Here is a 14129-nt window from a genome sequence, read left to right as displayed (position 1 = left end):
ATATTGAGACATTGCCCGATCTGATCCAGCACCCCGGCATTGCCTATAAGTGACATGGGTGCCAGAATCGGGTGCTGTGAGCGCGATCGACACCGACGAGCAGCAGTTCGCACCACTGATCGATCTGCGGTGGTGGCAGGAGCGTCCGGCTGAACGGAGCGAGCTCTACCGGCGCCTTCGCGAGGCCGGCGGCCCGGTGTTCGTCCGCACCAACCGACCCGACTCGCCGCGGCCCCGAGGGTTCTGGGCGATCGGCGCCCACCGCGACGTCGTCGACATCAGCCGCCGCCCCGGCGACTTCAGTTCCGGGCAGGGCACGCAGATCTTCGACCAGACCGCCGAGATGCGCGAATACCGCGGCTCCATCATCGACATGGACGATCCCGAACACATGCGGCTACGCAAGATCGTCTCGCGGGGCTTCACCCCGCGCATACTCTCCGAGCTGCGTGGCCTGGTCGAAGAGACCACCTCCGAGATCCTCGAGGAGATGCCGCGCACGGGTGAGTGCGACTTCGTCTCTTCGTTCGCCACGCTGCTGCCGCTGCGCATTATCGACACCATGCTCGGCGTTCCACGCGAACACGAACAGTTCATCCTGCGGGCGACCAATATCGTGCTCGGCGCCTCGGACCCCGAGTACGTACCCGACCAGACCGTCGCGGGCATCGGAGCCGCGGTCACCAAAATCAGCGAGCAGCTCATCGAGTTGCTCAAGGGCATCGCCGAGGACCGCATCGCCCATCCCCGCGACGACGTGATCAGCAAACTGGTCAACTCCGACGAAGAAAACCTCACACCCCAGGAGCTGGCGAAGTTCTTCATCCTGCTGATCGGCGCGGGCAACGAGACCACCCGCAATGCACTGACCCACGGGCTGCTCATTCTCAGCGCCCACCCCGAGCAGCGCGACCGACTGTTGGCGAACTACGACGACATGGCGTCCACCGCGGTCGAGGAGATCCTGCGATACGCCAGCCCGGTGATCCACTTTCGCCGTACGGTGACCCGCGACGGCGTGACGCTGACCGACGCCCACGGCGAGGTCACCCACACCTTCAACGCCGGCGACAAAGTTGTGGTCTGGTATCCCGCCGCTAACCGCGACCCCGCGGTCTTCGACCAGCCGGAGCGCTTCGACATCGCGCGGAAACCCAACAACCACATCGCTTTCGGCGGCCCGGGACCGCACTATTGCCTGGGTGCGCACCTGGCCCGGCTTGAGCTGAACGTGGCATTCCAGATGCTCTACGCGCGCTACCCCGACATCACCGCCGCGGGCGAACCGGTCATGCTGAGGTCGAACTTCGTTAACGGCATCAAACACCTGAAGGCCACGTACACACCATGAACACGCAGGCAGCAGTTTTGTCCGACATCGCGGACGGCGTCTTGACGATCACCCTGAACCGGCCCGAAGCCGCCAACGCGGTACGTCCCGACGACCGCGATGCCCTCATCGCGCTACTGGCCGCCGCCGACGCCGACGAGAAGGTACGTGTGGTGGTGCTGCGGGCCAACGGCAAGCACTTCTGCTCCGGCGCCGACGTTGGATCGCTCGCCGAACGGCGCGCGCGGGGCGAGAAGCGAGTGCTGGAGCCGACCCGGCGCATCATGAACGGCGCCCAGAAGCTGGTGGCCAGCGTGCTGGACTGCAATAAACCGGTGATTGCCGCAGTGCATGGTGCGGCCACGGGCCTGGGGGCCCACGTCGTGTACGCCTCCGACCTGGTGATCGCTACTGAAAACGCCTACTTCGCAGAGTCATTCGTCAAGCGTGGGCTGGTTGTCGACGGCGGCGGCTGTTATCTACTGCCCCGCCGCATTGGCATGCAGAAAGCCAAGGAGATGGCGTTCTTCGGCGAAAAGCTCTCAGCCACCGAAGCATTCACGCTAGGTCTGGTGAACCGGGTGGTCAGCGCCGCCGACTTCGACGCTACGGTCGCCGACTTCGCCGGCCGGTTGGCCGGAGCGCCGACCTCCGCGATCGCGTTCACCAAACGGCTGCTCAACGACTCACCCGACACCGACCGCTCCGGTGCATTCGTCGCGGAGGCAATGGCACAGGAGATCCAGTCGTATTCACACGACTCCACCGAGGGCGTGCAGGCGTTCGTGGAGAAACGACCGACCGAGTTCACCGGGTGGTAAAGGTGGCTCGCGCTGACATTCCGACCATCGACGCGGCAAGCGCTCCCTACTGGGAGGCCGCCAGGCAGGGTCAATTGTTGATCGCCGAATGCTCAGCGTGCGGCAAGGTCCATCACTACCCCCGCCCGTTCTGCCCGTTCTGCTGGAGCGAGGACGTTGCGCCCGTACAGGCCAGCGGAACTGGAACCCTCTACACGTATTCGACTGTCTACGTGAATGATCTGGCGCCGTTCAAGGAGCGAGTGCCGTATGTCGCCGCGCTCGTCGAACTGACCGAAGGCCCTCGGCTGATGACGACGATTGAAGGCGCGGACTTCGACGACCTTCGGGTCGGAATGCCGGTTACCGCCGTCTTCCGCCCGGTCGACGACACCGATCCCGACAGCCCCTATCTGACAGTCTTCACACCTAGCGAGGAGAACCCATGACCGGACTGCTCGATGGCAAAGTCGCCCTGGTGACCGGGGCGGGGCACGGCATCGGCCGGGGCCACGCTCTCGAACTCGCCAAGCACGGCGCCACCGTGATCGTCAACGACCTCGGCACCAGCCTGTCCGGCGAGGGCACCGGCAAGGTGGCCGACGAGGTGGTGGCGATCATCGAAAGCCGCGGTGGTACCGCTGTTTCCGACTTCAGCGATGTCGGCGACGAGGAGCAGGTCGACCTCGCCGTCGAGCGTGCCTACTCGCAGCTGGGGCGGCTGGACATCGTCGTCAACAACGCAGGAATCGTTCGCGACAAGGCGATCTGGAACATGACCGCCGACGATTTCGACCTGGTGATGCGGGTCCACGTTCGCGGTAGCTGGCTCACCAGCCGCGCGGTCGCTCGCAAGTGGCGCGCGGAATCGAAGGAATCCGGCGGAAAGGTCTACGGCCGAATCATCAACACCACCTCCGGCGCCGGTCTGCACGGCCACTTCGGGCAGACCAATTACAGCGCGGCCAAGGCCGCAATCGTCGGTCTGACCCAGACACTGAGCCTGGAGTTGGCGTCGATCGGCGCCACCGTCAACGCGATCAGCCCGGGTGGGCGCACCCGGATGTCGGCCTCCATGCCCGGCGCGCAGGCTCCGATCGAGCCCGACGAGCGCGCGGAGGACGAGTTCGACCCCAAGGACCCCTCACTGGGGTCGCCGGTGGTGGCCTGGCTGGCCAGCCCCGAGGCCGGCCACGTCAGCGGTCAAGTGATCCGTGCGATGGGCGAACATCTCCAGCTCCTGAAGGGCTGGCACCCCGTCGCGTCTGTCTCGAACGGCGAAAAGCGCTGGGATGCACAGAAACTCGGCGCCATCATGGCCACCGACGTGTTTGGCACCCGAAACACGGGCCTGCGGCTCGGAGGATGACTACCACGGCGGACGTCGAAGAGGTCGAGCGGGAGTTCCGGCGGTATTTCATGACCGGGCCGGTACTCGAGGACTGGCACGCCTGGGCACACCTGTTCACCGACGACGCGACGTACTTCGACCACTTCTACGGAACGTTCACCGGCCCGACGGAGATCACTAAGTTCCTCGAGGGAACGATGGGTGCCGCACCGCAGGTCTACAGTCCGCTGGTCTGGTACATCGTCGACGGCACGCGGGTCGCATACAAGGTGCTCAATCGCGCCGACAATCCGCAACCGGGCGGTCTGCCCATCGACTTCCCCTCGTATCAATTCATCGAATATGCCGGCGGCGGCAAGTGGCGTTCCGAGGAGGACGTTTGGATTCCGGCCGAGATGAAGCAATTCGCGAAGCGCTATGCCACGGCCGCCGACGCGCATCCGCAAACGCTGCAACAGAAGTTGCGCCGCGAGGACTGGGGCTCCTGGGTGGACTGGGCACGCCCCGAACCGGGACATAAGGCAGCGCCGTCATGGCTGGACAAGGCCGGCTTCACGCCGTTCTCCGGCATTGCGGACATCGACTTCGGGGTCCGGTCACACTAACGCCTAGCGGCGCCGAAGTGGTCACTGCGCAGTTGCGCCTTGCGCACTTTGCCCAACGACGTGCGCGGTAGCTCGTCGACGATGGCGAGACGTTCCGGGGTCTTCTGCCGGGCCAGCCCGGATGCCGCGAAGTGGGCCCGCAGGTCGTCGAGGTTGAGCGCATACCCCGGTTTGAGGACCACGACCGCGGCGACCACGTCGCCGTAACGCGAATCCGGGGCCGCGACGGCAACGCCGTCGGCGACGGCGGGATGTGCGTTGAGTACCTCTTCGACCTGACCGGAGGAGATGGTCTCGCCACCGCGGATGATGACGTCCTTGATCCGGTCGGTGATGGTCAATCTGCCGTGGGCGTCAAGGTGCCCGAGATCGCCGGTGCGAAACCAACCGTCGTCAGTGAACGCCTCAGTGTTCAAAGCGGAATCCTGGTATCCGATGAATTGATCGGGACCGCGCACGACGACCTCGCCACCTATCCCGATCGGGCAGTCCGTGCCGTCTGACCCGACGATGCGAATCTCGGAGCCCGGGAGCGGTTTTCCATCGGTACCCAGCCGGGCCCACTGCGGCTGTCCCTCGTGTTCGCCGGTGACGGTGGGATGTTCGGTGGCGCCGTAACTGCGGAAGGTGCTGATCCCGGCTTGCGCAGCACGCCGGCCGATCTCCTCGGCGACCGGTGCGGCGCCGACCAGAAACTCCCGCAGACTTGCCAGCTTGTCTCCGGTGTCACCCAGATCAAGGATGCCCGCGAGGTGAAATGGTGTGCCCGCGGTGCAGGTCACGCCGAAACGGTGCACCACCTCGACCGCCCGCGCCGGGTCCCAACCATCCATGAAGACAGTCCGGGCGCCGCTGAGCAACGGCCGCAGCATCGACCCGACGCCCGCGATGTGGCCCGGCGGAAAGGTCACCAGCGACACGTCGTCGGGCTTACCGGCCAGCAGCGCCGGCATGGTTCTCTGCTCGGCGAGAACCGTGTTGTTGGTGTGCTGTACGCCTTTAGGCGCCGACGTGGTGCCCGATGTGTACAGCAGCAGACAGACGTCGTCGGCGGCCACTGCGGGGCGCCGGTACCGGGCGGCGGGTGTGTCCAGTTGCGACCACGCGAGATAGCCCTCGCCCGGCTCGGCGTCCAGCATGACGACATGCTGCAGCGAGTCGATCCGCGAAAGATCTTGCAGCCTGTTGCTATACACGATCGATCCGTGCCGCTCTGGCATGATCAGTACCTTCGCAGCCGACTGGTCGAGAACGAAGGCCACCTCGGCCATACCGTAGATGTGCACGATCGGCACCAGCACTGCCCCGCACAACAACACCGCCTGATACGCGACTGCACACTCGACACGATTGGTCAGCTGTACCGCGACGGCGTCGCCGTCGCGCACCGCCAGCCGCTGCAACGACGCCGCCAACGCCACGGCCCGGTCGTGGATTTCGCATACCGTCGGACTGGACACCGAATCGCCGATGACGAATGTCAACGGCACGTCCTTGTGCTCGACCGCCCCCGCTTCGAAGGCGTCCAGGCAGGTGCGGTCGGAGTACCAACCGGCGCTATACCACTTGTCGCGCAGCTGACGGTGGTCGAAAGGCATCAGATCCGGCGCTTCGCTAGAACTGCGCCATGCCCTGGTCGACCGACAAACGGGTGGCGGTCACATAGCGCGACTCGTCGGAGGCCAGCCAACACACCGCGGCGGCAACGTCTTCCGGCTCGCAGGCCCATTGCGGCAGGAACGGGGTCCCCATGTTGTTCAGCGTGGGGTTGGTCTCGATCGCGGCGAACAGCGCGGCAATCATGTCGCCACCGCCCATCGGAGTGTTGACCGGACCGGGATGCACGCTGTTGACCCTGATGTCGTGCTTGCCCAGCTCCGCGGCGAAGGCCCGGGCCATCCCTGTGACGGCATGCTTGCTAGCGGTGTAGTGCACCATGTAGGGCTGCACCTTGACACCGGCGTAGGAGCTGATCAGGATGATCGACCCGCCCCGACCCCCGTCGATGATCCGCTGCGCGCCCGCCATCACCGTGTTCCACGTGCCAGTCACGTTGACGTCGATGATGTCGCGAAACGACTCGGGCGTGATCTCGTTCCACGGCGCCGGGACACATATTCCGGCGTTGGCCACGATGACGTCCAGCCGGCCGTAGGCCTCGACGCCCTCGTCGACGGCCGTCCGCAGCGCATCCAGATCGCGGATGTCCGCGGCGGTAGCCATGATTCGGCCACCTGTCGCTTTCACCATCTCCACCGTCTCGGCGAAGTCATCGGCGGTGGCCGACGGGTAGCGCACTGAGTCAGGTAATGGGCCCGCCAGGTCGACGGCGATGATGTCGGCCCCTTCTTCGGCCATCCGCACCGCGTGTGCACGGCCCTGTCCCCTTGCGGCGCCGGTAATGAAGGCCACCTTCCCCGCGAGCCGGCCCGTCATCGGTCTGACCCTGCGGTCGCCGAGTCGACGTCCAGGGCCAGCGGCCCCTCGAGCACAGCGGTGCCCAACAGTCCCAGCTCCACACCCGCCTCGGCCGCCGCCTCACGGCACGCCGAGATGTCCTTCCGCAGGAACGGCCCCGCCAGTTCTTCGAAACGATCCATCCCGCCGATGCGATGGGCGTGGGCGGCCACATGGCTCCCGGCGCTGCACACCTGCAGGGTGGACAGCAAAACACTCGGGTCGACACCTAGCCGAACGCCCAGTTGCGTCGCTGCACAGAGAAGTTGAGCATTGGCTGCGAATAGAAGATTGTTGATCAACTTGAGCGCCAACGCGCTGCCCAGTGCGCCGGTCGCCACCACCGGGTCGGCATATGCGGCCAGGATCGGCGTCACCGAGGCGACGGCATCACTCGGCCCGCCGATCAACACGGTCAGCGTGCCCGCATCGATGTTCTCGACGGTGCCACTGACCGGCGCGTCGAGGACGATCGGCGCCGCGGCAGAACTGTCCCGCAACGCCTCGAGGGTGGACAGTGTGCCCGTCGTGTGAGAGACGAACACCGCACCCGGCTTCGCATTGGCGATGAAACCCTCTGGACCGAGCCCGGTTTCGCGCAGCTGGGCGTCGGAGAAGAGGCACGAGATGAGGACGTCGCTCCCGCGCGCGAGGTCGGCCACCGAAGCGGCCGCCACCGCACCTTTCGCCTCCAAACGCCGGCGAATCTCCTCGCGGCGGGCGTACACCGAGACATCGTGGCCGGCGCCGAGCAATCGCTCGACCATCGGCTCGCCGAGTTGTCCGGCGCCGAGGAATCCGACGGTGTTGGGCATTGTGCTTTCCTATGGGTCGACGGCCTCAGCCCCACGTCAGGTTCAGCGAATCCACGCCGAACACCTGACCGCCGTGCTCGATAGGCTGCCCCGAGACTTCGTACTCCGGAATGCGCTTGTGCCACTCCTCCAGCACCACCGCCAGCTCCTGTCGGGCGAGATGCGAACCCAGGCACCGGTGCGGGCCGCCGCCGAAGGACAGGTGACGTGTGACGCCGCGGTCGAAGTCGACCGTGCGGGCATTGGGGTAGGCCGATTCGTCCCGGCCTGCGAACGCCAACGAGAACGACGCCATGTCGCCCGCCTTGACCGGGCACCCATGGAAGTCCATGTCCCGGGTCGCCTTTCGCGCGGTCTGCACGATCGGATAAACCCGGAGCAGTTCCTCCACGGCCCTCGGAATGAGCTGCGGTTCGGCGACGATCCGGGCGCGGTCGGCCGGATGGGTGGCCAGATGCAGCATTGCGTACGACAGCTGGTTGGAGACCGTGTCGAGCCCGGCCATGAACAACAACAGCAGGCAGTTGAGCAGCTCCAGGTCGTTGATCGGTTCGTCGTCGATGGTCCAGTCGATGGCCTTGCTGACGATGTCGTCGGCATCCGGGTCACGGTTCTCGCGTCGCTGTTGAATCAGGCCCGAGAAGTAACCCATCACATGCGTCATGCCCTCGAGCCGGGCCGCGTTGACTTCCTCGCCCACCCCGCTCTGATGCAGGATCATGTCCTCCCAGGCCAGGAACTTCTCGAGATCCTCCACGGGCATGCCCATGATCGTCAGGAAGACCGTCGACGGGAACACCCGCGAGATCCGCGCAACGAAGTCGCACCCACCCTCGCCCGCGACCTGGTCGATCAGTTCCGCGGCCAACTTCTGCTGCGCGTCGCGCAGGCCCTTGACGCGACCCGGTGAGAAGTACTCGGCCAGCACATGGCGCCACTTGGCATGGTCGGGCGGGTCGATCATGATCGGGATCCACTTGTACGGCGGCTCCGGTTCCGTCGGCACGATGACGCTGCTGGACCAGAGCTCCGGGTGCTGGAGTCCGTCCAGGATCACCGAGTTGTCGGTGAACACCCAGTAATCAATGCCGGCCTCGGTGTTGCGGAAGACCGGCCGGGCCTCGTCCTGACACTCATCCAGCAGATGGAAGTGCGCTAGCGCCGGCGACTCCGGAGTGTTCATCTCAATATTCTTCACGGGACATGTTGCCGTAGGCCGATTCTCGCTCATGACGTCCTTCCGTAGCGGCAGCGAACGAGCGCGAAGTCCAAGCACCCGCGGGTCGCATACTACGGCAGTCGACTGTCATAATCGATCGAAATCGTGGCCGATGCTCGCCCGGCGACTCAGCACACTAGGTTAACTATGTTAAACGGCGAGCGCAATACCGCTGGCTGGGTCGGGGGCATCCCCTCTGGACGCCCGATTCTCGTCGATCACCGGCGCGCCATGCTGACGGTATCGGGGCTCGCCAAGATGACTACGTGTGGGGCCTTACGGTGTTAGTAGTGGTGCGCCGCTGCCGAGGGGGCTGGTCAGTCCCCATTCGGCAAAACAGGTGTCGTTTTCGCTGTCTTTGATGGGGATGGTCTTGCCGTCGGGTGAGGTGAACTGACCCTGGCTATGCACGAAGTAGTTGTAGTGCGTCCGTGTGCCTTCAGAGAGTTGGAACGAGTAGATGGATCGGCTGTAGGCGGTCAGCGCCAGCTCGACCCGGCCTTCGGGCGAGTCGAGCTTCACCCGGAATTTGACCGGAGGCCGGATGTGGGTCTGCGGGTCGAACCAATACTCTTCCTCTTCGACGGTGACCTGGTCCCAGTCGTAGAAGATTTCTTTGCCGTCGGTGAACACCACTCGGCTGTAGACGACGCCGGAATCAGGACGTGCGTAGAGGAAGATCTGCAGTTCGTCACTGCGATACAGGTGGTAGAAGTATTGGACCGGGAAGGAGCGGGCCTCGACGACCCAGTTCTCCCCGAAGACGAGATGCTCGTTGATCGAATACGAGTGCTCCTCGAGTTCATATTTTTTGCCCCTGGCGGTGATGGTGCCGCTGGTTTTGGCCCAGAAGTCGCGGCCGCCGCGTCCCTCGGTGGGAAGGTCTTCCCACGTGCCGATGTACCAGTCGGGTTCGCTCGTTCGCTCCATGGTGACATCGACATCGACGCCGAGGTGTTCACCCGTGATGTCCCAGAAGGGAGGCCGGGCGATGATTGCCCGGTCACCTGCCTGCCAGACCACCCGGTCGGTTTCCTTCGTGATCGTGTAGTCATCGACGCGGTGGATCGGGTCGATGCGATGGCTGATGAAGTCGTTGTCCTCGATTTTCTGCCGGTCATACGGTGCGGCGTGGAACGTGGTGTTGTTGATGATCGTGTCGCCGACTCCCCAGACAGATCCACCGACGCGGTAATGCAGAGCGATGAGCAGAACATTCTCGCCCTTGGCTTTTCCGAAGATCCCAGCCCCCATGTCCTCGAGGAAGTGGATACCGGTGTACCGGTCGGCCAGCTCTTCACGGCGGCCGATCTCTTGGTCGAGAGTGATGGCTGGCGAGGCTTCTACGTTGGTCATGTATGTGCGATCTCCTCAGACGTCGGTGTCTAATCCATGGATCGGTCATGGCGTGGGCCGGCATGGCGTGGTAGGGATGACGGCTCGGCTGAGCAACCATCTCAAGGTTTCATGATCACTGATCACGCAATGCTTGACGCTAGCGTTATGGGGAGGTCGACGCAAGGTTTTGGGCGCATTCTCCCGACGAGATTCTTCGGCGCCTAGGCAGCTCACGCTCGCGTCGACGTAGGGTGCAGGCTGTGGCCAGACCAAAGATTGAGCGCGATCCAGCCGTGACCCAACGCATTCTCGACGTGGCGCTGGACGTGATGACTGAGTACGGGACGGCGGCTCCGATGCGGGAGATTGCGCGCCGTGCGGGCATCTCCTATGGCGTTGTGTACAAGCACTTTCCAAGCCAGTCGGCGCTCTTGGCGGCGGCCACCGGGACTCAGTACAGGCGAGTTCAGCAGGCCTGGCTGGCGGCCCAGGACATTGAAGATCCGATCGATCGGATCATCGCTATGTGCATCGCGCCCTTTGAACTCTTCGCAGAGATCGCCGGTTTCCGGTCCGCGTCCTTCATGACCGTAATCGCCGACCCGAATACGAAAACCCGAGTGAGTGCGATCGCCGCGTCGGCGACCGGGTTGTTCCATCAAGCCATTCAGCAGGCCCAGCAACAGGGCTACTTCCGAGGCCTCCCCGAAGACGCCCTTACCCGAATGCTCATCGGCATCCCGGTCGTCTATACCTCGGACTACCTTGTGCCCGAAGAACCGGATTGGCGACAGCTCGAGCAGGACATCGGCCGCCTGATCCGAGAACTCGCCGAGGCGACGCGAATCGCCTCGGCGGTGTAGCAATCGCCGCGGTAACGACTCGAAGACGATGCTCTTGGCGCATACCGCAAACATCGAATAGATGCGCCCTGCTGCGAGTCTCGGGAAGTATGCGGTGGGCTCGCCACAATCTTTAAGCAGAGCCTTCAGGGTCCGGGCAGTCCAGTGTCGGGCTAATTGGTGATGGCAACGGCATTGTCGCCGGGCGGCCGCATGTGAAGGTTCTGTTTCCGATCCGCTCCGGCCATAGGGCACCGGTAACGCGAGATTCTGCCCGAATGCACATCCAGCTCCTCAACGATTATTCGGCCGCACTGCCCGTGTGAATGCGGGCTTGCCGCAGGCCTTCCTGCGGATCGTCGACGTCGACGTCCCAGTCGCCGCACGAGCACGTACAACGGAAGTGACCATTGACAGGCAGGATTGCCTGGCCGTCACACGATCCTCCGGTGTTGGCAATGCTGGTGAGGAACTCCAGGGGCTTTTCGTGGAGAGCGCTGTCATCGGACATGGCGTTACTCCTTGGCGTTGGGGGAGGCCGCGGCTCGGAAGACGGGGAGCATCCAGCCATCGGTAATCGGTGAAAAATCAACGTGCACAGACATTCCTATCGTGATGTCGGCGGGTGCGACGTCGACGATGTTCGAGACCAGTCGCGCACCGGGCGCGTCGGGCAGGTCGAGGACCGCGGGCACCAACAACAGATCGGGCATGCCCGGGAAGCCGTGCACGACGGCGAAGCTGTAGACGACCGCCTGGCCGCTGAGTTCGACCCAGTTCACCGCGTTTGATTGGCAATTGGGGCAAAACGGTGTCGGGGGCAGCCGGAAGGTCTGACAGTCGCCGCACTGCGGGGCCACCAACCGCCGCTCCTTCGCGGCGATCCAGAACGGCTCGGTGTCCTTGTTGACCGCGATCCGCACGTGTTCGCCCGGAATGGTGGTGGCCAGGGTGACCGCGGCGGTGCTCATGCGGCGCGTCCCAGAATCAGCCCGCTCACGGGCAGGCTTGCCGGCCCGCCGGTGACCAGAGCGAGTTCGGCGTCGCGGACCTGGTTGATGGCGGTGCCGCGCATCTGCTCGACTCCTTCCATGATGTGGGTCATCCCGATGATGTAGGCCTCGGAGAGCTGACCGCCGTGGGTGTTGACCGGAATCGAGCCACCGTCGTAGCGAATCGCTCCGCTTTCGACGAACGCGCCGCCCTCCCCCTTGCCGCAGAATCCGTAGTCCTCGAGCTGCATGAGCACCATCGGGCTGAAGTGGTCATAGAGCAGGGCGACGTCGATGTCGGCGGCGCTGATAGCGGCCTGCTCGTAGAGCCGCTTGGCGATGGGCGCATTGCCCGAGGAGGCGAAGTATTCGTCGGGCATGCCCATCCAGGCGAACGCCCTGCCCCAGTCGCGGACGCCGCCGTGGGCGGCGGCAACCACCGGCACCGGCGGTTGCCGCAGATCCCTGGCCCTGTCCATGCTGGTGGTGATGACTGCGACGGCGCCGTCGGTCTCTTGACAGAAGTCGTAGAGACACAAAGGTTCTGCGATCATCCGCGCATTGAAGTAGTCGTCCAACGTCAGCGGTTGGCGATGCATGGCCTTTGGGCGATTGAACGCATTCGCCCGCGTGGAGAGTGCGATCTCGGCGAACGCCTCGCGGCGCGTGCCGTAGAGGTGCATGTGCCTGCGCGCCAGCACCGACATCAACTGACCGGGCCCGAACAGGCCGGATGGTTGGAGGAACGAGTTGATCGGATCGGGGTCCATGGCCGAAAACACCGAGCCCAGGCGTTGTTTGGACTGTTGCAGCGCCATCACCGTCACCACCACCGAGGCGTCCCCGGCGACGATGGCCGCCCGCGCCAGGCCGATCGCGCCCGCGGAGCCGCCGCCGCCGGAGGTCAGTGCGGCGGTGAACCGGACTTCCGGAATGCCAAGCGTTTCCATGAAGTCGGCGGTGTCCATCTTCTCCGTGTAGCCCGCGCTGGCGCCTGAGTAGTAGGCGAACCCGTCGACGTCGGTGACGGGAAGGCCGGCGTCATCACACGCCGCCAGGATGGCCTCGCCGGCCAACTCGGTGATCGACTTCGGTAATGACCCGCCGCGCTTGTAATAGGGCGTGGCACCGACACCCACAATCGCAACGTCGCGCAGTCCAGACGAAGTAGCCACGCGCTCAGAACTTTTCGGCCGGGATGGGCGGCACGTCGGGGAACAGTTCATAGAACGTGCCCTGGGTGATGCGCAGCCGGGTCTCGTCGCTGACCCCGTCGAACAGTCCCTTCAGGGTGTCCTGGGTGTGCCCGAAGGTGCCTTCCATGTGCGGGTAGTCGCTGCCGAACATCACGTTCTTGTAGCCCATGTGCTCGTAAGCGGCGACGGCGGTCTCGTCGTGCTGGAATGACGCATAAACCTGGCTGTAGAGAATCTCCTTCGGACTACGATTCAGCTTGGGCCGCACCGCCATATGGTGCTGGCGATAGCCCTCGACCATCCGGTCGCCAAGGAACGGCACCCAGGTGGCGCCACCTTCGGAGATCAGCACCCGGAGGTCAGGGTGGCGGTCTAAGGCACCGGAGGCGACCATCTTCATCGCCGCCCGCTGACCGGAGAACGTGGTCTCGGCGTAATTCATCACGGCCCCGCCCGGCCCGCGGTACACCATGCCCGCCCCGCCGCTCGCGCCACCGACCGTCATGTCGACCGGATCGGTGCCGATGTGGAACGCGATCACCATGCCGGCTTCCTCGGCTGCCGCCCAGAACGGTTCCCACTCCTTGCGGTGCCAGTCCGGAGCGCTCGGATGAGGAGTGGTCGGCAAGAACACGGCCTTGAAGCCTTTGCCTGCGGCCCAATGCAATTCCTCGATTGCGTCCTCCACGATCAGTGTCGACACCTGGGCGGTCACCACATAGCGCGGTGACACCGCGCAGATCTCCTCGAGTGCCCATTCGTTGCTGGCGCGCATGCACGCCTTGAGCAGTTCGGGGGTGCGGAAAGTCGATCCCCACATGCCCAATGACGGGAAGATCACCTCACCCCAGACACCCTCCTTGTCCAAGTCCGCCAACCGCGCCTTCGCGTCGCGGATGCCCTGCGGCTTCATGCTCTCCTCGATGAAGGCCTCCATCGCCGAGGACGGCAGCTTGCGCCGGAAGATCTGTCCGTCGACCGAGACCGTCTCGTACTCGCCGTCGGGATCCTTCTCCGCGTGCGGCGTCAGCTCGGCGAGCGCCTTGGGCAACCGGGACTGCCACAGGTCGTCGGGCTCCAGGAAGTGGGAGTCACCCGAATTCGTCCAGATCATGCTCATTGGCCCTCCACGGATCCGTCGCTCCTTCGGATGATGCCAGCTGCTCTCGCGCAAGTCCAGTATT

The 14129-nt window shown here is 64.5% G+C and carries 15 protein-coding genes; 6 read left to right on the top strand and 9 right to left on the bottom strand.

The window, feature by feature from the left end; translation table 11 throughout:
* The first annotated feature begins 76 nt into the window (after positions 1–76).
* From B8W69_RS07720 to B8W69_RS07700, 5 genes are read left to right on the top strand one after another with little or no spacing between them, the layout of a single operon-like run.
* The gene (locus B8W69_RS07720) at positions 77–1351 is read left to right on the top strand and encodes a cytochrome P450 (protein WP_085289263.1); all 1275 of its coding nucleotides are present in this window, start codon (positions 77–79) and stop codon (positions 1349–1351) included.
* On the top strand, positions 1348–2151 hold the full coding sequence (locus B8W69_RS07715; protein ID WP_011724944.1) for an enoyl-CoA hydratase/isomerase family protein: 804 nt from the start codon (positions 1348–1350) through the stop codon (positions 2149–2151). Before B8W69_RS07720 ends, B8W69_RS07715 begins: the two co-directional genes overlap by 4 nt.
* Entirely contained in the window at positions 2145–2579 is a 435-nt protein-coding gene (locus B8W69_RS07710) for a Zn-ribbon domain-containing OB-fold protein (RefSeq protein WP_009953857.1), read from the top strand. Before B8W69_RS07715 ends, B8W69_RS07710 begins: the two co-directional genes overlap by 7 nt.
* Positions 2576–3499: an SDR family NAD(P)-dependent oxidoreductase gene (locus tag B8W69_RS07705; RefSeq protein WP_009953855.1), complete on the top strand. Its 924-nt coding sequence runs from the start codon at positions 2576–2578 to the stop codon at positions 3497–3499. Before B8W69_RS07710 ends, B8W69_RS07705 begins: the two co-directional genes overlap by 4 nt.
* Positions 3496–4086 (top strand): nuclear transport factor 2 family protein, encoded by a 591-nt coding sequence (locus B8W69_RS07700; RefSeq protein WP_014382038.1) that lies wholly within the window; start codon positions 3496–3498, stop codon positions 4084–4086. The genes B8W69_RS07705 and B8W69_RS07700 overlap by 4 nt, the downstream gene beginning before the upstream one ends.
* Here the strand turns inward: B8W69_RS07700 and B8W69_RS07695 are convergent.
* The 5 genes from B8W69_RS07695 to B8W69_RS07675 form a co-directional block, all read right to left on the bottom strand.
* Complete coding sequence (locus B8W69_RS07695) at positions 4083–5684, bottom strand: AMP-binding protein (RefSeq protein ID WP_014382037.1); 1602 nt, start codon at positions 5682–5684, stop codon at positions 4083–4085. The two genes, B8W69_RS07700 and B8W69_RS07695, sit on opposite strands and share 4 nt — an antisense overlap.
* A 16-nt stretch (positions 5685–5700) precedes the next feature.
* Positions 5701–6522, bottom strand: a complete 822-nt coding sequence (locus B8W69_RS07690; protein WP_014379538.1) for a mycofactocin-coupled SDR family oxidoreductase — start codon at positions 6520–6522, stop codon at positions 5701–5703.
* Complete coding sequence (locus B8W69_RS07685) at positions 6519–7358, bottom strand: NAD(P)-dependent oxidoreductase (RefSeq protein ID WP_014382036.1); 840 nt, start codon at positions 7356–7358, stop codon at positions 6519–6521. The genes B8W69_RS07690 and B8W69_RS07685 overlap by 4 nt, the downstream gene beginning before the upstream one ends.
* Positions 7359–7383: 25 nt before the next feature.
* Positions 7384–8541, bottom strand: a complete 1158-nt coding sequence (locus B8W69_RS07680) for a cytochrome P450 (protein ID WP_049770293.1) — start codon at positions 8539–8541, stop codon at positions 7384–7386.
* A 312-nt stretch (positions 8542–8853) separates the two neighbouring features.
* Positions 8854–9933, bottom strand: a complete 1080-nt coding sequence (locus B8W69_RS07675) for a hypothetical protein (protein WP_009953849.1) — start codon at positions 9931–9933, stop codon at positions 8854–8856.
* A 233-nt stretch (positions 9934–10166) separates the two neighbouring features.
* Here B8W69_RS07675 and B8W69_RS07670 point away from each other — a divergent pair, with 233 nt between their 5' ends.
* A complete protein-coding gene (locus B8W69_RS07670; RefSeq protein WP_009953847.1) occupies positions 10167–10778 on the top strand; it encodes a TetR/AcrR family transcriptional regulator in 612 nt (203 codons plus the stop codon).
* Between the two features lie 280 nt (positions 10779–11058).
* On the opposite strand, the gene B8W69_RS07665 is transcribed toward B8W69_RS07670, so the two are convergent.
* Genes B8W69_RS07665 through B8W69_RS07650 form a run of 4 tightly spaced genes read right to left on the bottom strand, consistent with a single transcriptional unit; the run spans position 11059 to position 14065 of the window.
* The gene (locus tag B8W69_RS07665) at positions 11059–11268 is read right to left on the bottom strand and encodes a hypothetical protein (protein WP_009953846.1); all 210 of its coding nucleotides are present in this window, start codon (positions 11266–11268) and stop codon (positions 11059–11061) included.
* Positions 11269–11272: 4 nt separating this feature from the next.
* Positions 11273–11728 carry a Zn-ribbon domain-containing OB-fold protein gene (locus B8W69_RS07660; RefSeq protein ID WP_009953845.1) on the bottom strand — a complete coding sequence of 152 codons (456 nt, stop codon included), beginning with the start codon at positions 11726–11728 and terminating at the stop codon, positions 11273–11275.
* Positions 11725–12924: a thiolase C-terminal domain-containing protein gene (locus B8W69_RS07655; RefSeq protein WP_033722644.1), complete on the bottom strand. Its 1200-nt coding sequence runs from the start codon at positions 12922–12924 to the stop codon at positions 11725–11727. The genes B8W69_RS07660 and B8W69_RS07655 overlap by 4 nt, the downstream gene beginning before the upstream one ends.
* A gap of 4 nt (positions 12925–12928) precedes the next feature.
* The gene (locus B8W69_RS07650) at positions 12929–14065 is read right to left on the bottom strand and encodes an amidohydrolase family protein (RefSeq protein ID WP_009953842.1); all 1137 of its coding nucleotides are present in this window, start codon (positions 14063–14065) and stop codon (positions 12929–12931) included.
* Between the last annotated feature and the right edge of the window lie 64 nt (positions 14066–14129).

This window comes from Mycolicibacterium vulneris, assembly GCF_002104765.1.
GTDB classification, from domain to species: domain Bacteria; phylum Actinomycetota; class Actinomycetes; order Mycobacteriales; family Mycobacteriaceae; genus Mycobacterium; species Mycobacterium vulneris.
This window is presented reverse-complemented; position numbering and strand designations above follow the sequence as displayed.

What these genes read in the sequence shown, in the direction of transcription:
- B8W69_RS07690 (WP_014379538.1), bottom strand. Translation starts at nt 6,522, where the DNA reads ATGACGGGCCGGCTCGCGGGGAAGGTGGCCTTCATTACCGGCGCCGCA.
- B8W69_RS07675 (WP_009953849.1), bottom strand. Translation starts at nt 9,933, where the DNA reads ATGACCAACGTAGAAGCCTCGCCAGCCATCACTCTCGACCAAGAGATC.
- B8W69_RS07715 (WP_011724944.1), top strand. Translation starts at nt 1,348, where the DNA reads ATGAACACGCAGGCAGCAGTTTTGTCCGACATCGCGGACGGCGTCTTG.
- B8W69_RS07650 (WP_009953842.1), bottom strand. Translation starts at nt 14,065, where the DNA reads ATGAGCATGATCTGGACGAATTCGGGTGACTCCCACTTCCTGGAGCCC.
- B8W69_RS07700 (WP_014382038.1), top strand. Translation starts at nt 3,496, where the DNA reads ATGACTACCACGGCGGACGTCGAAGAGGTCGAGCGGGAGTTCCGGCGG.
- B8W69_RS07665 (WP_009953846.1), bottom strand. Translation starts at nt 11,268, where the DNA reads ATGTCCGATGACAGCGCTCTCCACGAAAAGCCCCTGGAGTTCCTCACC.
- B8W69_RS07705 (WP_009953855.1), top strand. Translation starts at nt 2,576, where the DNA reads ATGACCGGACTGCTCGATGGCAAAGTCGCCCTGGTGACCGGGGCGGGG.
- B8W69_RS07685 (WP_014382036.1), bottom strand. Translation starts at nt 7,358, where the DNA reads ATGCCCAACACCGTCGGATTCCTCGGCGCCGGACAACTCGGCGAGCCG.
- B8W69_RS07680 (WP_049770293.1), bottom strand. Translation starts at nt 8,541, where the DNA reads ATGAACACTCCGGAGTCGCCGGCGCTAGCGCACTTCCATCTGCTGGAT.
- B8W69_RS07695 (WP_014382037.1), bottom strand. Translation starts at nt 5,684, where the DNA reads ATGCCTTTCGACCACCGTCAGCTGCGCGACAAGTGGTATAGCGCCGGT.
- B8W69_RS07660 (WP_009953845.1), bottom strand. Translation starts at nt 11,728, where the DNA reads ATGAGCACCGCCGCGGTCACCCTGGCCACCACCATTCCGGGCGAACAC.